12 protein-coding genes and 1 pseudogene are annotated in these 19,482 nt (G+C 57.4%); 9 read left to right on the top strand and 4 right to left on the bottom strand.

What is annotated here, in order from left to right; translation table 11 throughout:
* From AP059_RS22515 to AP059_RS16820, 6 genes and pseudogenes are all read left to right on the top strand, one after another.
* Positions 1 to 212 (top strand): hypothetical protein (locus tag AP059_RS22515; protein WP_165599946.1); only part of this gene is annotated, 212 nt, incomplete at its 5' end.
* The gene (locus tag AP059_RS16835; protein WP_059763635.1) at positions 199 to 1,083 is read left to right on the top strand and encodes a DUF4123 domain-containing protein; all 885 of its coding nucleotides are present in this window, start codon (positions 199 to 201) and stop codon (positions 1,081 to 1,083) included. The genes AP059_RS22515 and AP059_RS16835, both read left to right, overlap by 14 nt.
* Positions 1,080 to 1,496, top strand: a pseudogene (locus AP059_RS23090) (toxin VasX); the annotation flags it as partial. The gene AP059_RS16835 and the pseudogene AP059_RS23090, both read left to right, overlap by 4 nt.
* 276 nt (positions 1,497 to 1,772) lie before the next feature.
* The gene (locus AP059_RS22275; protein ID WP_165599945.1) at positions 1,773 to 4,478 is read left to right on the top strand and encodes a hypothetical protein; all 2,706 of its coding nucleotides are present in this window, start codon (positions 1,773 to 1,775) and stop codon (positions 4,476 to 4,478) included.
* A complete protein-coding gene (locus AP059_RS22805; protein ID WP_256209928.1) occupies positions 4,471 to 5,544 on the top strand; it encodes a DUF6708 domain-containing protein in 1,074 nt (357 codons plus the stop codon). The genes AP059_RS22275 and AP059_RS22805 overlap by 8 nt, the downstream gene beginning before the upstream one ends.
* A 95-nt stretch (positions 5,545 to 5,639) precedes the next feature.
* Positions 5,640 to 6,200 (top strand): hypothetical protein, encoded by a 561-nt coding sequence (locus AP059_RS16820; protein ID WP_059763630.1) that lies wholly within the window; start codon positions 5,640 to 5,642, stop codon positions 6,198 to 6,200.
* A gap of 100 nt (positions 6,201 to 6,300) precedes the next feature.
* Here AP059_RS16820 and putA read toward each other — a convergent pair whose 3' ends face one another.
* A complete protein-coding gene (putA, locus tag AP059_RS16815) occupies positions 6,301 to 10,254 on the bottom strand; it encodes a trifunctional transcriptional regulator/proline dehydrogenase/L-glutamate gamma-semialdehyde dehydrogenase (protein ID WP_059763628.1) in 3,954 nt (1,317 codons plus the stop codon).
* A 458-nt stretch (positions 10,255 to 10,712) separates the two neighbouring features.
* Between putA and putP the strand changes: the two genes are divergently transcribed.
* The 3 genes from putP (at position 10,713) to AP059_RS16800 (ending at position 13,663) form a co-directional block, all read left to right on the top strand.
* The gene (gene putP / locus AP059_RS16810) at positions 10,713 to 12,200 is read left to right on the top strand and encodes a sodium/proline symporter PutP (RefSeq protein ID WP_048364509.1); all 1,488 of its coding nucleotides are present in this window, start codon (positions 10,713 to 10,715) and stop codon (positions 12,198 to 12,200) included.
* Positions 12,201 to 12,398: 198 nt separating this feature from the next.
* Positions 12,399 to 12,737 carry a hypothetical protein gene (locus tag AP059_RS16805; protein WP_048364508.1) on the top strand — a complete coding sequence of 113 codons (339 nt, stop codon included), beginning with the start codon at positions 12,399 to 12,401 and terminating at the stop codon, positions 12,735 to 12,737.
* Positions 12,738 to 12,826: 89 nt separating this feature from the next.
* Positions 12,827 to 13,663, top strand: coding sequence for a 23S rRNA (adenine(2030)-N(6))-methyltransferase RlmJ (locus tag AP059_RS16800; RefSeq protein WP_059763626.1), 837 nt, complete (start codon positions 12,827 to 12,829; stop codon positions 13,661 to 13,663).
* A gap of 418 nt (positions 13,664 to 14,081) precedes the next feature.
* Here AP059_RS16800 and msrA read toward each other — a convergent pair whose 3' ends face one another.
* The 3 genes from msrA to aceF all read right to left on the bottom strand — a co-directional run bounded on the left by msrA (position 14,082) and on the right by aceF (position 19,480).
* Entirely contained in the window at positions 14,082 to 14,732 is a 651-nt protein-coding gene (gene msrA / locus AP059_RS16795; protein WP_059763623.1) for a peptide-methionine (S)-S-oxide reductase MsrA, read from the bottom strand.
* 67 nt (positions 14,733 to 14,799) lie between these two features.
* On the bottom strand, positions 14,800 to 17,493 hold the full coding sequence (locus AP059_RS16790) for a putative bifunctional diguanylate cyclase/phosphodiesterase (RefSeq protein ID WP_059763622.1): 2,694 nt from the start codon (positions 17,491 to 17,493) through the stop codon (positions 14,800 to 14,802).
* A 349-nt stretch (positions 17,494 to 17,842) separates the two neighbouring features.
* A complete protein-coding gene (gene aceF, locus AP059_RS16785) occupies positions 17,843 to 19,480 on the bottom strand; it encodes a dihydrolipoyllysine-residue acetyltransferase (RefSeq protein WP_059763619.1) in 1,638 nt (545 codons plus the stop codon).
* Between the last annotated feature and the right edge of the window lie 2 nt (positions 19,481 to 19,482).

The raw sequence follows: 19,482 nt of genomic DNA, 5'->3' as shown, positions 1-19,482 counted from the left end.
TCTTTAGCAGTACGCCGATTCAAGTGGGTGGGGTGGCGATGCCCGGTACGCCTGCCATGCCGTTATCACCGGGCGTGGTTCAGGTCCTGCACAGTATTGAGCTGGACCCTTCGGCACAGCTGCAAGCCTTACAGCTCAAGGCGCCGGCCTGTGCGCAGTGCGAAGCCTTGAAGGCGAATACGCAAGTCGGTGGCATCCATGTTGACGCCTGATACGTTGCCCCCTGATTTGCCCTGGGAGGGCAATGCTTACCTGCTGCTGGATGGCATCAGCGTGAAAAACCTGCGGGTTCGCCTGCTCGACTGGTTCGCAGCGCCGGACTTCCAGCTGTTGTATGCCAATACGCCGCTGGTGTCCTGCAACCCGGTGTCCCCGTGCCTGATTACCTTGAAGGGGCCAAGTACACCGGGGTTGAGCCACTACTTGGCGCACAGTGCCGAGGAGTGGGGCTATTTGATTTTTAGTCATGCCAGCGCGTTCGAGGTCATCACTCATTTGCGTACGCTGCTGGATGCGCAGTACCCGCACGGGCAAAAAGTCTGGTTGCGGGTGGCTGATCCCGCCGTGATGCACGCTTTGCTCAAGCACGCTGAAGATACCGCAAGCGCTGATTTTTTTGGGCCGATGGAGCAGGTGGTGCTGCCGGATGCCATCAGCAACGCATGGCACCACCACGTACGCCGGGGTGCTCAACCCCGGTCATTGGCTGCCCAGTCTTATGGTTTGTGTGAGCGTCAGGTGGCCTTGCTTGATGAAGTACGCCTGCGAGCCGTCTGGATAAGCCTGCATGAGCGTCTGCATACAGCCTTCCCCGAGGTGTTCGGCGGGCAGGATGCCCTCGCGCGCTGGGCATGGATTCGAAACGTGGCCGCAAGCGCCTATGCATTGGGGTTCAACAGTGAACACGAGATGTGCCTGTACGCCAACGTGCGCATTTTGCTGGGTGATGACGTGCTCGAGCGCCACCCCGACATCGCGCAGTTGCTCACCCAACCGTGCGCCTTGACGCCCACCCAGCGCATCGAACAGGCCGCCGCACTGGCGCTTGCCCGCAGTCCATACCGTGAGGAATTCAACGTATGAGTGCCCGGCGCCCGAATCCCAATCACATTGACCTGAGCCGCAGCGACGCGAAAACGGCTCTGGGTGTGTGTCCGCTGCGCAAGCCGCGTGTGCAGTTGTTGCCCTTACGGTATGGCCGGGTCGAGCGGCTCGACCCGGCCAGCGCGCTGACGATGCCGTATCGACTGGTTTCGCGGCCGTTGGGTATTCGCCAGCTGCGTGACGGTTGGCTGTATGTCATCGACAACACCAGTGGCTATTTGCACGAATACCGGGTGCTTGAGGGGCAGGTGACACAAATTGTGTGGCAAGGCAGCGAGGCCAGCCAGGATCAGCGCGACGGCGTGTTTGCCCAACATGCGCTGCTGTTCGAGCGCTCGACCACCTTGCACATGGCCTACAGCGAACTGCAATGGACGGCCCACAAGTGCTCGCGAATGATCGACAGTCGCAACGAGCGTGATCACTTCATGCAACACGTCGACTTGAGCACGGCCCATTGCGCCATCGGTGGGCAGCACTTGCTGACTGAAGCCCAGGCGCAACAGTGGTTGGCAGAAGTCGCAGAACAACCCGGCACTGACGTGACTGTCGAGGGGCAAGACCCGCAAGAGTCTGAAGATTACGCCTGGGAAGATCAGCCGCATTTTCAAAAGCGGCACATCGGCGCCGTCAAAGGTCAGATGCTCGCGGCCTACGAGCATGATCATTTGTATCTGCTGTTCAACGACACCTTGGGCGTGATGCGCGATCTGGCCCAGGAACAAGACCTTGTGGTGAGCTGGATTGACACCTGGGTGGCCAAAGAGCGCCAAGAACTCAAATACCTGGTGGGCAGTTACATCGAAACCCTGATGGTGCTCAGTGATGGCAACGCTGTCAGCACCGGCGTAGATAAGCGCCTGTTCGAGAAAACCAGCCCGGCGCAGCGCGAAGCCATCTATGCCTACTTGAACGCGCGCAATACCTATCGGGGACTCAGTCCTGAAAAAGCCACCTATCCCGGCCACGGCCTGGACGCACAGACGCGTGGTGTGCGCCAGAGCCTGAATGACAAAAAACAGGCTATGCACGACGCCCTCGGTGAAGCGCTGCATGACGAACTGCAAGACGATATCGAGACCCTGCAAGACCATAGCGATGCGACCTTACAAGGCCGGGGGCTGGGTGCGCGGGGCATTCATGATCTGGTGCGCCACCGGGAAATGACCGCCTACCTGGAAGCCGAACGGGTACACATCAAGCGTTGGACCGCGCGTCTGGACCGCATCACCGAAGATCGCACCCAGTTGCTCATTCGTGGCGATCTGCACCGCAGCCTGTGGTACTTCGACCCCAAAGTGGATGAACAACTGCACGCGGCACTGGTGGCGGAACACAACTGCGTGCGCGATCTGTGCCGAACCGATGAGAGTCTGGAAGCTGTAGGAGAGTACCTGCATACGCACCCGTATTACATTTTGCCGGCGTTTGGCAGTCGCCTTGACTGGACCTTTCTGAGCAGCAAGGCGGCCGATCTGGTCAAGTGGCTCGATCAGGCACGCACCGCACAAGACAGCATTGCCCAATCACACGTGCGCGTGCAGCAACTGAACACCCTGATGGGCCAGCACTGGGCCAACACCCTTGACCTCGACCCGCAGGCCAGGCAGTCGAGCCAATTGGTGCAGGCGGCCTACGCCCCGGCGGCGGCGCTGCGGCTGGAACGCTGGTTGGTCACGCTTCAGGCAAGCGTTAATGGCCCCGCCCTCAAAGCACACCTCGACGCCTTTGACAGCACCACCAATCGTGCCCACCGATTGGCAGGTCTGATGGCCTTGCAACACGAAGGAGCCACCTTGCGGATTGCCAGCGCGCAAGACGTCCAGCAATTCAACCTGCGCCTTACCAACCTGCAAGTGCTGCTAAAAAACGAAGACACCTACAAGTACAACCGTTCTGTCGCAAACAAAAACAGTCAATACCGCCATTCCACTGACATTCAGCGTCAGACAGCGCGGCAGCAGGCCGAGCATTACCACCGCCTGCTGCTAGATGCTCGCGAACAGCGGGTGGCGCTGGTCAAAACCATTCAAAACAGCCTGACCATCACCAGTACCCAGCCTGCTGGATTTATCGGCTTGCAACTCAACTTGAACCCTCAACAGCAGGCGTACCTGAACGAAGAAATCAACCGCCTGCGCTCGGGCATCAAAGGCGGATACGGCGAAGGAAACGCCGGGGCTACTGTGTTCAAAAGTGGCTGGCTCCCGCTGGGGCTGATGCTGTGGCAGGCGTATTCGTTGGGGGAGGCTTTGAAAGTATGGGAAATTCAAAAAAACGAGGGCACTATCAAAGACTTATTCATCATTAGTGGAGCCATAACAGGCACATTAGCGGCAGCGCTGTCGGTTTATCAAAATATACATATCAGCTTTGTAGATAAGGCGTTCAGAGCAGTACAGGTCTCAAGTAATAGTGAAAATGGGATGCTGTTTGCAGTAAAAATCGGAAAGTTAGGGCTGGGTCTTGGTGGACTTATTGCACCCTTGGCTTTCTTTGGGGCGTTAGGTATATCACTCAATAATTTTAATAAGTGGGTGAATGCTATTCGTACCGGAAGTGCGGGAGAAAAAGCAGGCGCATTTATAGCACTGGTAGGTGATACCGGTAGCACTGTAGTAGCCGGAGCGATACAACTTAAAGCGCTTGTTGAAATCCGGATATTGATCAAGTCTTTCGGCAAAGGAGTTCAGGCGACCAGCAAAGCATGGGCGATGGGAGGGGGGCGTTTTTTTGGATATGTAGCAGGCCTCACTCCCTGGAACCTGGCTTTTATGGCTTTGGGGTTTGTAGGAGAAGCCATTTATAACTACCACAAACGCAATGATCATCAGCGCTGGTTATTGCAATGTTGCTGGGGGAATGACAGTCAGGGGTGGAACTGGCTTAACCACGCGCAGCACTTGTCTGAAGCTACCCAACGTCCAGTTTTTTTAGATCAAGGAATTACCCAGTCGTTGGACGAATGGGGCAAAGTTCGTTCTTTTTACCTTAGTCTCCCGGGTACGAGTCTGCAAAGCTTGGAGCGTTCCCCCATAATTTTTACAGCTCAGTGGCGGCGTGACAGTACCTCCCAATATAGGGATGTTGGGGCAATAGTAAGGAGCAATTTTGTACTGGTAGGGGACAGTCCTCTAGGTATACAGCTTAATTTGCCTTATGAATGGTGTGGTACTCAGTCCATATTGAATGTCAGGTTTGCAGTTAAACCGGATCTTGCAGAAAACTATCTGAAGTCGAATGAGCACTACCTAAGTTATCGTATTCCTTTGGATATTGGAGTTATCAATGCCCCTGTCGAGGGAGTTGAGGGTGTTGCTTATATGGGTGAGGCTGAGTGGTGTGAATTGAATGTGAGTGACTTTAATGCGTGATGAAAAATACGATCGACTGCCTCATGCCGGTGATTTTGAGAAAAATAAAGGAACGGAAGCTTTATATCTGGCGCCCAATCCTTTACCGACAGGCGTAGTACCTTTTAGTGGTCAACGCATGCACAGGGAAATTAACGATGTGTTTCTGGATTTTGGCCCTGGAGGTGGTGGATTAGAGTTTGCGATAAGGTGCTCTGTAGGGACAGTGATGAATATGGTGATTACGTTTTTCTTGATAGGGTTAGGGTTGGGGGTGCATGCATGTATAAAGTACGGGAGTCCGTTTTATGAAGTCTTAATTAATTTAATTCTCCCTAATTACTATCTGTGGGGGTTTATTATTCTTCTGATACTGATGGCAGGTATCCCCCTGACCAAAACCATTCTGGAAGTCATAAATGATCCCCCCGTCCGTTTCAACCGCCAACGCCGCGAAGTGGCGTATGTCCCTAAAAAAGGCCAGCCGCCGTTAATCGTGCCTTGGGAGGAAGTGATTGCCTGCGTCACGGTAGGCTCGGTGGTGACTGAATACGCCGTCATGCCCAGCGCTTCACTGATGATCGGTCTGCGCGACAGCAGCAGTGGGGCGGTGGCGTGGCTGACCATTCCAACCGGGCACTTGAGTCTGGCAGTCAGTGAATGGGAGGCCCTGAGGGTGTACATGGAAGAGGGGCCGGAAGCGGTGCCAGTCACGTTGTTGACGGATGAAGAGTTTCAGGAAGGCACCGTGGCCTACTTTCATATGTGTCGCGAGGTCTACCGCGAAATGCACGCTTGGCCGGTGTATGCCTTTGGCTTTTTGACGATTCAGTTTTGCAGCGGCTGGACTTTGCCCTGCCGACTCGCCCAATGGGTCAGCAATCAGCCCAAAGCGGCGTTCCCTGACTCAATTGTCGAATGGTCCAAACCGATACCTGCCGAACAACACGCCCAACCCAGCCCCGAGCTGCTGCAACAAAGTGCCGAAGTCAGGGAGGCTTTTAGCCAAGGCTTAAGTTTGTTGGAGTTTTACAATATTAAGTTTTCGCAGGATAAGGCATCTCCAGACAATGAACTCGGACAATAAATCAGATTTGTCCTGCATGAAGATCAGAGCCGGGTGGTTTTTTAAATCTGAGGAATGGATCAGGGTCGTAGCTTTCTTTTGGTTGGAACGCACTCATGACTCAGGACACTTCACTCGCAGGTGTAAAGCCCGCCGAGTTTTATGTGGTCTCGATTAAAAAACTGTCATTCATGTATGGCGTCACGATGGGTTTGTATTTGTTCGCATGGTTCTACCAACATTGGAAATGTTATCAACGCTCTACCGGGACACAGGCTTTGCCGGTCTTTCGCGCTCTTTTTAACGGGGTCTATGTTTTTTCGCTGTTCAGCAGGATTCAGCAGGCACTGGATGTGTCAGGTCGCACTTACCTATGGTTCCCGACACGGCGGGCCGCTCTGTTAGGCATCGCTTGGGCATTACCCATTATCAGCATGATGATTGAGGGAGATGAACCGTCCTTCTGGATATTTATCCTTCTGAATTGGGGGTTGTTTGTGGCGTGCGGGTGGTTGTTGATCGGAGCGCAACGCGCCGTCAATTATTTGCACAACGACCCACAGGGCAAAAAAAACCGGACACTGAACGTTGCCAACCGTGTTTGGGCAGTATGCGGTGCTGTTGTGTGGATGGTTTTCATCTTGATGATGATGCTATTGGTCTATGTGCCCTACTGATAGCCAAGGTCTGCCAGGTACGTTAGCCGTTGCTCGGACATTAAAAAACCGGACACCCTCACAGGTGCCCGGTTTTTATTTTCAGCGTTCGGTTAATCCATCAACCGATGGTCATCAAGCTCGCATTACCCCCTGCGGCTGCGGTGTTGACGCTCAATGCGCGTTCAATCACCAGACGTTCCAGCGCGATGTTGGTTTCGCCCTGAGACAAGCCTTGCACGCCGACGATCGCGCCTGCGCGCTTGGCCACTTGCTGGCACACGTCACGCAATTGATCGCAGTCGCCGTGATGCAGGACAGCGTCAAAGATCACGTCGTCTTTGGTCCAGTCAGCCACCAGTTTGATGCGTGCCTGCACCTCTTTTGGCAGGCGGGCGAGCAGGGCTTTGGCCAGTTCGCTTTCCGGCATGACCGCAGAGCTGCCTACGGCCAATACCGCTGCCAGTTGAGTCAGCAAGTCGCTTTCCACTTCGGCCAGGCACAGCACGTGTTCGCGCGGCAGGATGGCGTAGCTGTTGCGCTCGCCCGTCGGACCATTGAGCAAGCGAGTGATACCGCTTTGCGAATGGGCGGCGAATTCGCTGCACAACTCGGCCAAGGCGGCCTGCTGGTTGTTGTCGGCCCAGGCTTGCAGTGCTTTGAGCGGTTTGCTCAAGGCTTCGCGGGCTTGGGTGTCGGGTGCGCTGATGGCATCGACCTTGGCGAACGACTGCTCGATGGCATTGCCCGGACGGGTCGACAGCAAGCGGAACAGGTACAAAGGGCCGCCGGCTTTAGGGCCGGTGCCTGACAAGCCTTCGCCACCAAACGGCTGGACGCCGACCACTGCGCCAACGATGTTGCGGTTTACGTAGACGTTACCGGCATTGACGCTGTTGACCACTTTGGCAATGGTTTCGTCGATGCGGGTGTGCACGCCCAGCGTCAGGCCGTAACCCGACGCATTGATCTGAGCGATCAATTGGTCAATGTCTTTGCGCTTGTAGCGCACCACGTGCAGCACTGGGCCGAAGATTTCGCGTTCCAGCTCGTCGAAGCTTTCCAGCTCGATCAGGGTCGGCATGACGAAGGTGCCGCGCTTGCATTCTTCGATGTCGGCAATCGCCATCTGGAACACGTTGCGGCCTTTGTCACGCATGCCCTGGATGTGTTTCTCGATGCCCGCTTTGGCTTCGGCGTCGATCACCGGGCCAATGTCCACGCTCAAGCGCTCAGGATTACCCATGCGCGATTCAGCCATTGCACCTTTGAGCATTTCGATGACGCGATCAGCCGAATCTTCCTGCAAGCACAGCACGCGCAGTGCCGAGCAACGTTGGCCAGCGCTGTCGAAGGCCGAGGACACCACGTCGATGACCACTTGTTCGGTCAATGCCGAGGAATCGACGATCATGGCGTTTTGACCGCCGGTTTCGGCGATCAGCGGGATCGGACGGCCCTGTGCATCCAGACGGCCGGCAATGTTGCGTTGCAGCAAGCGGGCGACTTCGGTGGAACCGGTGAACATCACGCCTTTGACGCGATCGTCGCCGACCAGACGCGCACCGACGGTTTCGCCACGACCCGGCAGCAATTGCAGCACGCCTTCGGGGATACCGGCTTCCAGCAGGATACGCACTGCTTGTGCGGCGACCAGCGGCGTTTGCTCGGCCGGCTTGGCCAGCACCGGGTTCCCGGCGGCCAGGGCGGCAGCAACTTGACCGCTGAAAATCGCCAGCGGAAAGTTCCACGGGCTGATGCAGACCACGGGGCCCAATGGGCGGTGCGCGTCGTTGGTCAGGTCGTTGCGCGCTTGTACGGCGTAGTAACGCAAGAAGTCGACGGCTTCACGGACTTCGGCGATGGCGTTGGCGAAGGTCTTGCCCGCCTCGCGTGCCAACAGGCCCATGAGTGGCTGGATCTCGGCTTCCATCAAGTCTGCGGCACGCTCCAGAATGGCGGCGCGCTCGGCAGGCGGGGTGGCTTGCCAGATCGGTGCGACATTCAATGCGCACTGGATCGCGTTGTCGGCGTCCTCAACGGTAGCTTCCTGCACATGGCCGACCACGTCGCGCAGATCGGACGGGTTGAGCACCGGTGCAGGCGTTTCGGTGCTGGAGGCGCAACCGAGCATCGGCGCAGCTTTCCAGTCGTTGTGTGCGCTGGCCAGCAGGGCGCAGGACAGCGACGCCAGGCGGTGTTCGTTGGCCATGTCGATGCCGCTGGAGTTGGCGCGTTCGCTGCCATACAGGTCGCGCGGCAAAGGGATGCGCGGGTGAGGCAAGCCGAAGCCGCCTTCTTGCGCCGCCATGTGCTCGATCTGCGAGATCGGGTCGGCTACCAGCTCTTGAATCGAAATGGTGTGGTCGGCGATGCGGTTAACGAACGAGGTGTTGGCGCCGTTTTCCAGCAAGCGACGCACCAGATAGGCCAGCAGTGTTTCGTGGGTGCCGACCGGTGCGTACACACGGCACGGACGATTGAGCTTGCCTTCGGAAAGTTTGCCGACGACTTGCTCGTACAGCGGTTCACCCATGCCGTGCAGGCATTGGAACTCGTACTGGCCAGGGTAGTAGTTCTGACCAGCGATATGGTAAATCGCCGACAGCGTTTGGGCGTTGTGCGTCGCGAATTGCGGATAGATAGCCTCAGGCACGGCCAGCAGTTTTTTCGCACAGGCAAGGTAGGAAACGTCGGTGTACACCTTGCGGGTGTAGACCGGATAGCCTTCCAGGCCTTCGACTTGAGCGCGCTTGATTTCGCTGTCCCAATACGCGCCTTTTACCAGACGGATCATCAGGCGGTGACGGCTGCGGCGTGCCAGGTCGATCACGTAGTCGATCACGTACGGGCAGCGCTTCTGGTAAGCCTGAATCACGAAACCGATGCCGTTCCAGCCAGCCAGTTGTGGCTCGAAGCACAGGCGTTCCAGCAGGTCGAGCGACAGCTCAAGGCGGTCAGCTTCTTCGGCGTCGATGTTCAGGCCGATGTCATATTGCTTGGCCAGCAAGGTCAGCGACAGCAGGCGCGGGTACAGCTCGTCCATCACGCGCTCGTACTGGGCGCGGCTGTAACGCGGGTGCAGGGCCGACAATTTGATCGAAATCCCCGGGCCTTCGTAGATGCCACGGCCGTTAGAGGCTTTGCCGATCGAATGGATCGCTTGCTCGTAGGACGCGAGGTATTTTTGCGCGTCGAGCTCGGTGAGTGCGGCTTCGCCGAGCATGTCGTAGGAGTAACGGAAGCCCTTGGCTTCAAAGCGCGTGGCGTTGGCCAGGGCTTCGGCGATGGTTTCGCCGGTCACAAACTGCTCGCCCATCAGGCGCATGGCCATGTCGACGCCCTTGCGGATCATCGGCTCGCCGCTTTTGCCGATGATGCGGCTCAGGGAGGAGGTCAGGCCTGCTTCGTTGTGGGTCGACACCAACTTGCCTGTCAGCAACAGACCCCAAGTCGCTGCGTTGACGAACAGAGACGGGCTGTTGCCCAAGTGCGGGTGCCAGTTGCCGGTGCTGATTTTGTCGCGAATCAGCGCGTCACGGGTGCCCTTGTCCGGGATGCGCAGCAGCGCTTCGGCCAGGCACATCAATGCCACGCCTTCCTGGGATGACAGAGAGAATTCTTGCAGCAGGCCCTGGACGATGCCTGCACGGCCACCGGCGCTCTTCTGATTGCGCAGTTTTTCAGCAATCGAGGCGGCCAGTGTTTGCGTGGCTTCGGCCATCGGGGCAGGCAGACGCGCTTGCTCGATCAGCATCGGCACCACTTCGGGTTCCGGGCGACGGTAAGCGGAAGTGATCGCGGCGCGCAGCACCGACTGGGGCAGGATGCTTTCTGCAAACTCCAGGAAGCACTGATGCGCGTGATCGGTTTGCACCTCGTCGGCGTCATCGCTGGCCGCGCCAGGGATACCGCTCAACTCGGTCAGGGTTGCACCACCCTCGAGTTTTTCCAGGTAATTAAAGATTGCCTGCTTGATCAGCCAGTGCGGCGTACGATCAATCGAGGTCGCGGCGGCCTTGAGGCGCTCGCGGGTCGGGTCATCAAGTTTGACCCCAAGGGTGGTGGTAGCCATATTTTTATCCTCATGGGTGCCGCAGTTGCGCGGCAGCAGCTGGCGGCAAGATTAGCTGCGCGCACCCAGAGGTGCAACCTTGTGCAACCCGTTTTTTTGCGGATTGTTCGACGCTTCGTCAGGATTTTGAATGGAGTGCAATTTTTTGCACAGACTTGGTGCTTTTTGATTGGCTTTGCGTGGTTCTTGCTCCGAAAAGGAGCAAAAAAACCGAATTGAGACGAAAAGGCGACAAGGTGCAACTTGTCAGACAAAAACTGGTTGCACCCGATTTGCTTTGTTGCATAGCATTCGCCGCTAAGGTGCAACCTCTTCACTGTTGGGTTCATCGGCTGATGATTTTCCTGGGGAAACGTCAGTCATAATTGCGCGGCTATGTTATTCGTCTCAAACAGGACGTTTGTGAGCGTCCGACCAGACCGCTGCTAAACATAAAAACAATGCCAGGGCTTAATTCAATGAGTGTTAGTAACCCAACCCTGATCACGTTCGTGATCTATATCGTGGCAATGGTGCTGATTGGCCTCATGGCCTATCGCTCCACCAATAACCTTTCCGACTACATTCTGGGTGGCCGTAGCCTGGGCAGCGTTGTGACTGCACTGTCCGCTGGCGCCTCCGACATGAGCGGCTGGTTGTTGATGGGCTTGCCGGGCGCCATTTATGTTTCCGGTCTGTCGGAAAGCTGGATTGCCATTGGCCTGGTAACCGGTGCTTACCTGAACTGGCTGTTTGTGGCAGGTCGCCTGCGGGTGCAGACCGAGCACAACGGCGATGCGCTGACCCTGCCGGATTACTTCTCCAGCCGTTTTGAAGACAAAAGCGGTCTGCTGCGGATCATCTCGGCCATCGTGATTTTGGTGTTCTTCACCATCTACTGCGCTTCCGGCATCGTCGCCGGTGCCCGTCTGTTCGAAAGCACCTTCGGCATGCCGTACGAAACCGCATTGTGGGCAGGTGCCGCGGCAACCATCGCCTACACCTTTATCGGTGGTTTCCTGGCCGTGAGCTGGACCGACACCGTTCAGGCGACCCTGATGATTTTCGCGTTGATCCTCACGCCGATCATCGTGCTGTTGGCCACGGGCGGTGTGGACACCACGTTCCTGGCCATTGAAGCCAAAGACCCAAGCAACTTCGACATGCTTAAAGGCACCTCCTTCATCGGCATTATTTCGCTGATGGGCTGGGGCCTGGGTTACTTCGGTCAGCCGCACATTCTGGCGCGTTTCATGGCCGCAGACTCGGTGAAATCGATCGCCAAGGCGCGTCGTATCTCCATGGCCTGGATGATCCTGTGCCTGGCCGGTACCGTGGCTGTGGGCTTCTTCGGTATCGCGTACTTCTCGGCACATCCTGAGGTGGCCGGTCCTGTGACCGAAAACCCTGAGCGCGTGTTCATTGAACTGGCCAAGCTGCTGTTCAATCCGTGGATTGCCGGTGTGTTGTTGTCGGCCATTCTGGCTGCGGTAATGAGCACCTTGAGCTGCCAGTTGCTGGTGTGCTCCAGCGCCCTGACTGAAGACTTCTACAAGGCTTTCTTGCGTAAAAACGCCTCCCAGGTTGAGCTGGTGTGGGTCGGTCGCGCCATGGTGCTGGTGGTTGCCTTGATCGCCATCGTACTGGCCGCCAACCCGGATAACCGCGTTCTGGGCCTGGTGAGCTATGCATGGGCAGGCTTCGGGGCTGCGTTCGGCCCAGTGGTACTGATCTCGGTACTGTGGAAGGGCATGACCCGTAATGGCGCATTGGCCGGTATTTTGGTGGGTGCCATTACCGTGATCGTGTGGAAACACTTCTCGCTGTTTGGTCTGTACGAGATCATTCCGGGCTTCATCTTCGCCAGCATCGCCATTCTGGTGGTTAGCTTGATGGGCAAAGGCCCAAGCAAGAACATGGTTGAGCGTTTCAGCGCTGCCGAGAAAGACTTCCAGCAAAACCGCTGAGTGATTTGAGCCTCGGCTCACACGGTAAATGTGGTTAAAAAAGGCCCGTCTCTGTAAATGAGCGGGCTTTTTTTTGCATGAACTGTATGAAATTTCGGCATTTGTGCATCGAATGGTCTGGAGGCTGTTTTTGTTCAAACGCACCGACTAATCTTGTGTGAGTGCTCAGCGTTGAGTACCTCATCAAGGAGCGTTGAGATGCCCAACAGAGCAGTTACCGGTTACGTGTCCAGCCACGAACTGCCTTTTTCTATTCAGCGTCATTACGTATGGACAGTTACGCTGTTTGCACATGACCTCATGGGGTGTCGCAAGACGCTGGCTGAAACAAGAATGTACAGTGAGATCGCATCGCCTTTTGTGTATGGGCTTTATGCCGGGGGGGCGGTAAATGACCCAAGCATCGCCGGGTATGTCATCCGCTCAGAAGTCCTGGACAACCAGGTCGTTGTGGCTGATGCCGAGAGAAGCTTCTTCTTTGACTGGAACGAAGACCGAAAGGTGCAAAATCTGACGCTGATGCCGCAAGCGGTTTGATGGATAACACCGTTTGGCGTGGCGAGCGGCTTAACCCCTGACGTTACTCGCTGCACAGGGTAAACTTCGCCCCCTGCGCAGGAGCAACCATGAACTATCGTCACGCCTTCCACGCCGGCAACCATGCCGACGTTCTCAAACATATTGTGTTGACCCGCCTCATCGCCTTGATGTCGCGTAAAGAACAGCCTTTTGCTTACCTTGATACCCACGCGGGCATCGGTCTGTACGACCTTCAGGGTGACCAGGCCAACCGTACTGGTGAGTACCTGGAAGGTATCGCCCGTTTGTGGGACCAGAAAGACTTGCCCGCAGTAACAGCGGATTACATGCAAGTGCTGCACAAGATGAATCCGGATGGAACGCTACGTTACTACCCCGGTTCACCTGAATTGGCGCGGCGCCTGACCCGTTCGCAAGACCGCGTGTTGCTGAACGAAAAACACCCGGAAGACGGCGTGTTACTCAAAGACAACATGAAGGGTGATCGCCGGGTAGCGGTGCATCTGGGTGAAGGCTGGCATGTGCCGCGTGCGCTGCTGCCGGTGGCAGAAAAGCGCGGGCTGATGCTGATCGATCCGCCGTTTGAAAAGCTCGACGAGATGAAGCGTTGCACGGAGTCGTTGAAAGACGCCATCAGTCGTATGCGCCAGACCGTTGTTGCGATTTGGTATCCGATTAAGGACAAACGTCAGTTGCGCCGCTTTTATCAGGATCTGGCGGGTTCGGGTGCGCCCAAACTGCTGCAAGTTGAGCTGTTTGTGCATCCGTTGGATACTCCGAACAGCCTGAATGGTTCGGGTTTGGCCATTGCCAACCCGCCGTGGGGCCTGGAAGAAGAGCTGCGTGAATTGTTGCCGTGGTTGGCCAAGAAACTGGGTCAAACCCAGGGCGGCTGGCAGATGGAATGGTTGATCGCAGAGTAAGCCTGCATTTTTGTAGTCGTCGCTGTCGAGGTCGAGGCTGCGATCGGGCGCTGCGGTGTGTCTGAGACAGCGCGTGAATGGTTTACGACGGCTGCGCCGCCGGACGCAGCCTCGCACGACTCGTCAGCGACTACAGGTGTGTAACCGGTAGTCGCGGGCCTTTGTAGTCGCTGTCGAGGTACGAGGCTGCGATCGGGCGCTGAGGTGTGTCTGAGGCACCGCGTTGAATGGTTTTACGACGGCTGCGCCGCCGGACGCAGCCTCGCACGACTCGTCAGCGACTACAGGTGTGTAACCGGTAGTCGCGGGCTTTTGTAGTCGCTGTCGAGGTACGAGGCTGCGATCGGGCAGAGCGTTTGACCCCGGCATTGCGCTTGCGCGATGAGGGTCAAGACGGTATCTACACGTTTTGCTTGCCTCAAATCGGGCAGGTCACGCCTGTGCCGCCAATGCCGCAGTAGCCGTTCGGGTTTTTCGCCAGGTATTGCTGGTGGTAAGCCTCGGCAAAATAGACGGTCGGCGCTTGAAGGATTTCGGTGGTGATAGTGCCTTTGCCAGCCTTGGTCAGTTCGGCCTGGAATACGTTTTTACTGGCCAATGCTTCGTCGAGCTGTTCAGGGGTCGTGCAGTAGATCACGGAGCGGTATTGAGTGCCGATGTCGTTGCCCTGGCCCATGCCTTGTGTCGGATCGTGCAGTTCCCAGAACATCTTCAGCAGCTCTTGGTAGCTGACCTTGTCCTGCTCATAGACCACCAGCACCACTTCGCTGTGACCCGTCAGGCCGGAGCACACTTCTTCGTAGGTCGGATTCGGCGTATGGCCTCCGGCATAGCCCACAACCGTACTGACAACACCCTCTTTCTGCCAGAACTTGCGCTCTGCGCCCCAGAAGCAACCCAGGCCAAAAATCGCAAAGCCGACATTGCCAATAAAAGGTCCCAGCAATGGGATGTTTTTATGAACAAAATGGTATTCAGGCAACACCATGGGTGTTTCGCGCCCCGGCAGGGCTTGTTCAGGAGTAGGTAGCACGTTTTTATTCACCAGGATTTCCGAGCGCAAGACCATGTTTCAAGCCCTCTCAGTCAGATTGTAAAAATGTAGACCGCCAGTGTGCCCGAGTGTTGCAACGATGTCAGGCCAGAGGGCCGCGCGGGTAGCGTTTAAGTTTTTCTACCAGTTCGCTACCGGGGATCGGCCGGTCAAACAGATATCCCTGGCCTACGTCGCAGCGATGACGGCGCAGGAAGGCCAGTTGCTCGGCGGTTTCGATGCCTTCGGCCACCACTTTGAGCTTGAGGTTGTGCGCCATCGCGATCACGGCAGAGGTGATCTCCATGTCGTCCTGGTTGTCCGGGATTTCGTTGATAAAGCTGCGGTCGATTTTAATGATGTCGATCGGGAATTTCTTCAGGTAACTGAGCGATGAGTAGCCCGTACCAAAGTCGTCCATCGCCAGCGTCAGGCCCAGTTTTTTCAACTGATCGAGCTGCAAATGGGTGTCTTCTGTCGCTTCCAGCAGCAAGCCTTCGGTCAGCTCCAGCTCCAGCAAAGAGGCCGGTAGCTGTTCTTCCTTGAGGATGCTGGCAATCGAGGCGACCAGGTCCGGGTCAGAAAACTGTTTGGGCGACAGGTTGATCGCCACTTGCAGATTGCCCAAGCCTTCGGCGCTCAATTGCTTGCTCATGCGGCATGCCTGGCGCGCAATCCATTTGCCGATAGGGATGATCAGCCCGGTTTCTTCCGCGACGCTGATGAACTGATCGGGGCGGATCATGCCGCGTTCCGGGTGGTTCCAGCGCAGTAACGCTTCCATCCCCAATAACCGGCCCGAACGCAGGCAGAGTTTGGGTTGGTAGAACACATCAAGTTCGTTTTGGGTCAGGGCGCGGCGCAGGTTGTTTTCGACGAACAGCTTGTAGCTGGCTTCGGCGTTCAGCGCTTCGGTGAACACTTGCACCTGATGTTTGCCGTTGGCTTTGGCTTTGTGCAGCGCCAGCCCCGCGTTACGCATCAAGGTCTGCGGGTCACGACCGTGAATCGGCGCGCTCGCCACGCCAACCGAGCCGGTGACGCTGATCAACTGGTTGTCGACGAACATCGGCTTGTCGAGGGTCATCAGCAATTGGCTGGCAATTTGCTGGCCTGTCTCCAGGTCCGTGTCGTCCAGCAGCACGGCGAATTCGTTGCTGGCAAAGCGCGCCAGGCTGCCGCCAGGGCTGAGGCTGTTACGCAGGCGGCGTGCCAGGCTGATCAGCAGTTTGTCGCCCGTCTGGTGGCCGAGGCTGTCGTTGATGCGCTTGAAATTATCAATGTCCACTAGCAGCAGGCAGATGGGCTGTTCGCTGTTGCGATTGAAGCGTTCATCGAGGTTGCGGATGAAGGCCGGGCGGTTGCCCAGATTGGTCAGGTTGTCGGTGTAGGCCAGTCGCTCGATGCGCTGTTGCGCCAGTTTCGCGTCGGTGATGTCTTCGTAAATGCCGATGTAATGCGTCAGTTCGCGGTTATCGCCGTAGACCTTGGAAATCGACAACTGGCCCCAGTACGGTTCCAGATTTTTACGCCGGCTCTTGAATTCGCCTTGCCAGCTGTTGCTTTTGCTTAAGCTCGATTGGGCATCGAACAGCAGTTCGCTGAGGTTCTCCAGCGCGGGCAACTCTGAGAGTTTGTGGCCCTGCACTTCTTCAGTGCTGTACTGGGTGATGGCGGTAAAACTGGGGTTCACGTACTCCACCAGGCCCTCGCAGTTGACCAGCAAAAAGGCGTTGGCGCTTTGCTCCACCGCGCGCTGGAACAGGTGCAAGGCATTGGTGGCAGCGCGGCGGTTGTGGTTGTTGATAACCTGCGCAAACTGGTCCGCCAACTCGCCGGCAAAAGCAATCTCATCGGACTGCCACACGCGGGTACTGCCGATTTGTTCCAGGCACAGTACGCCGACCACCTGGCCATCAATGCGGATGCTCGCATCGAGCATCGCGCTTACGTCGCCGCGACTGAGGCTGGCTGCCAATTCGCGGGTGCGCGGGTCGCGGGTGGCGTTGTGCGCGTCGATTGAGCGGCTGGTGTGCAGGGCTTCGAGATAATCAGGGAAGCCACTGGCGTCAAAAACCTCGTTGGCCACGTGCGCTTGGCTTTCACGCTCGTAGGCGGAAATAGGCAGCAGCCGGTTGCCCTCAAGGTTCCACAGGCTGGCTGCGTCGATCTGATAGATATCGCAGGCGCTGTGGGTAATCAGCTCGGCGGCTTCTTGCAGCGAGTTGTTTTGACTATAACGGTGGCGCGCCAGACGCAGGATCAAGTCCTGCTGCGCCCGCACCCGCTCCAAATGCTGCAACTGCTCTTGTTGGGCACGCTGATTAAGTTCCAGCGCGATTTGCAGGCGAGAATTCTGGGTTTCGAGGTCGGCGAGCGGCACCGGCGGGGTGCTGTTGAGGGTGGATTCAAGCACGAGCAGGTAACCGCGCAGCAAATGCCGATTGTGCTGTTTGTACGCTTCGCCCAACTCCATCAGGCTCAAGGCGCCCCGAGAGGTATGCAGGGTGTAATGCACCACGTAATGCGGGCTGGCTCCAAGCTGGGTTTGTATCGCATCGTGCAGGCGATAGCGCGCTTCAGGCTCCATCAGGCTGGCAAAGGGTGAGCCGACCAGCGAACACAGGTCTACCGCAGCGAGGCCAAACTGACGTTCGCAATTAGGGTCCAGATAGAGCAAGGCCCAACTGGCTTCATTAAGCCGCTCGAAACGCAGCATACCGAGCCTGGAAGGCACGGGGAGCTGCGTCACGACCTCGGCTGCCGCGCGCGGGGCAGCATCGGGTTGGCTTTTCATTGGGAAACTCGCTTCACAAATGCTGTTTACGCACGGGCTGGCGCCTGTTCCTGCGGTTTGGGCAAGGTTGCATCATGCTCACGGCGCTGACAAGTGAGCATGCAGGCTAAGTGCTATATAGCGTTATCGGCAGGCGGAGACTTTCCTGCATACCGACCGTCGTACGTTTCAGTTTTATGACGGTGCGGGAGTGGGGATCACGGATTCGAGCATGTGCACCGGGATCGACTCGGTGGAGGGTCGCGGCGATAAAAAAAGCCCCGCCACATGGGCGGGGTTGAGGTACGAGCGTGGCGCTCGAAAAAGAGTGCGCGGCCCCGGCCTTCTGTGAAGAAGGCCAGGGTCTGGCTTACAGCAGGATGGTGCGGATGTCGCCCAGCAACTGGCTCAGACGCTGGGTGAAGCGTGCAGCCGCAGCGCCATTGATCACGCGGTGATCGTAGGACAGCGACAGCGGCAGCATCAGTTTCGGCTGGAAGGCTTTGCCGTCCCAGACTGGCTGGATAGTTGCCTTGGAAACCCCAAGGATCGCCACTTCCGGCGCGTTGACGATCGGCGTGAAGCCGGTGCCGCCAATGTGGCCCAGGCTGGAAATGGTGAAGCAGGCGCCTTGCATGTCGTCAGCGGTGAGCTTCTTGTCACGGGCCTTGGCAGCCAGTGCCGCCGCTTCCGCCGCCAGTTGCAGCAGGCTCTTCTGATCAACGTTCTTGATCACAGGGACCAGCAGGCCATCCGGGGTGTCTACGGCGAAGCCGATGTTGACGTACTTCTTGCGGATGATGGCTTTGCCGCTTGGCGCCAGCGAGCTGTTGAAGTCGGGCATTTCTTTGAGCAGGTGCGCGCAGGACTTGAGCAGCAGCGGCAACACGGTCAGTTTCACACCGGCTTTTTCTGCGACCGCTTTTTGTGCAACGCGGAAAGCTTCCAGCTCAGTGATGTCAGCCTGATCGAACTGCGTCACGTGCGGGATGTTCAACCAGCTGCGATGCAGGCTCGACGCGCCGATTTGCATCAGGCGGGTCATGGCCACTTCTTCGACTTCACCGAAACGGCTGAAATCGACAGCCGGAATCGGCGGAATGCCAGCTCCACCGGTTGCACCGGCGGCCGGGGCTTCTTTGGCCTTTTGCATCATGGCTTTGACGTAAACCTGCACGTCTTCTTTCAGCACACGACCGTGCGGGCCACTTGGGCTGACCGCATTCAGCTCGACGCCGAACTCGCGGGCCAGTTGACGCACGGCAGGGCCAGCGTGAACTTTGGCGCCTTTTGGCACAGGCGCGGTTGCCGGGGCAGGGGCTGCCTCGGCTTTGGCGGCTGGCGCAGGGGCCGCAGCCGGTGCTTGAGCGGCCGGAGCTTGTTCAGCAGCAGCGGCTGGCGCAGGTGCAGCCGGGGCCGCAGCGCCTTGTACTTTGAGCTTGAGGATGAAGTCGCCAGTGCCAACTTCGTCATCGAGCTTGACCGAAATGCTTTCGACCACACCGGCGGCTGGCGATGGAATTTCCATGCTGGCCTTGTCGGATTCGAGGGTGATCAACGACTGATCAGCCTCAACGGTGTCGCCAGCCTTGACCAGAATCTCGATGATTTTGGCTTTGCCCGACGAGCCGATGTCCGGGACGTGAATGTCCTGAACCGTCGAGCTTGCAGGTGCAGCGGCCGGGGCCGCAGGGGCCTGGGCTACGGGCGCGGCCGCAGGCTTTTCAGCCGCTGCCGGTGCCGCAGGAGCGTCAGCTTCAGGCGCCGCAGCGGCGCCCTCGGCTTCCAGTTCCAGCAGTTCGTCGCCTTCTTTCAGGCGGTCGCCCAGCTTTACTTTCAAGCTTTTGACGATGCCCGCTTTGGGAGCAGGGATTTCCATGCTCGCCTTGTCTGATTCCAGCGTCAGAATGCTCTGGTCGGCTTCGATACGGTCGCCGACTTTTACAAACAGTTCGATGACTTCACCGTCACCGCTGCCGATGTCAGGTACTCGAATGAGTTCGCTCACAA

The organism is Pseudomonas sp. TAA207 (genome assembly GCF_001529285.1).
In the GTDB taxonomy this organism is placed as follows: domain Bacteria; phylum Pseudomonadota; class Gammaproteobacteria; order Pseudomonadales; family Pseudomonadaceae; genus Aquipseudomonas; species Aquipseudomonas weihenstephanensis.
Note: the sequence above shows the minus strand (reverse complement) of the source record. Positions and strands in the feature narration are given on the sequence as shown.

Excerpts from the sequence above, each read along its gene's own strand:
- AP059_RS16835 (WP_059763635.1), top strand. The coding sequence starts at position 199 with ATGTTGACGCCTGATACGTTGCCCCCTGATTTGCCCTGGGAGGGCAAT.
- AP059_RS22805 (WP_256209928.1), top strand. The coding sequence starts at position 4,471 with ATGCGTGATGAAAAATACGATCGACTGCCTCATGCCGGTGATTTTGAG.
- AP059_RS16820 (WP_059763630.1), top strand. The coding sequence starts at position 5,640 with ATGACTCAGGACACTTCACTCGCAGGTGTAAAGCCCGCCGAGTTTTAT.
- putA (WP_059763628.1), bottom strand. The coding sequence starts at position 10,254 with ATGGCTACCACCACCCTTGGGGTCAAACTTGATGACCCGACCCGCGAG.
- putP (WP_048364509.1), top strand. The coding sequence starts at position 10,713 with ATGAGTGTTAGTAACCCAACCCTGATCACGTTCGTGATCTATATCGTG.
- AP059_RS16805 (WP_048364508.1), top strand. The coding sequence starts at position 12,399 with ATGCCCAACAGAGCAGTTACCGGTTACGTGTCCAGCCACGAACTGCCT.
- AP059_RS16800 (WP_059763626.1), top strand. The coding sequence starts at position 12,827 with ATGAACTATCGTCACGCCTTCCACGCCGGCAACCATGCCGACGTTCTC.
- msrA (WP_059763623.1), bottom strand. The coding sequence starts at position 14,732 with ATGGTCTTGCGCTCGGAAATCCTGGTGAATAAAAACGTGCTACCTACT.
- AP059_RS16790 (WP_059763622.1), bottom strand. The coding sequence starts at position 17,493 with ATGAAAAGCCAACCCGATGCTGCCCCGCGCGCGGCAGCCGAGGTCGTG.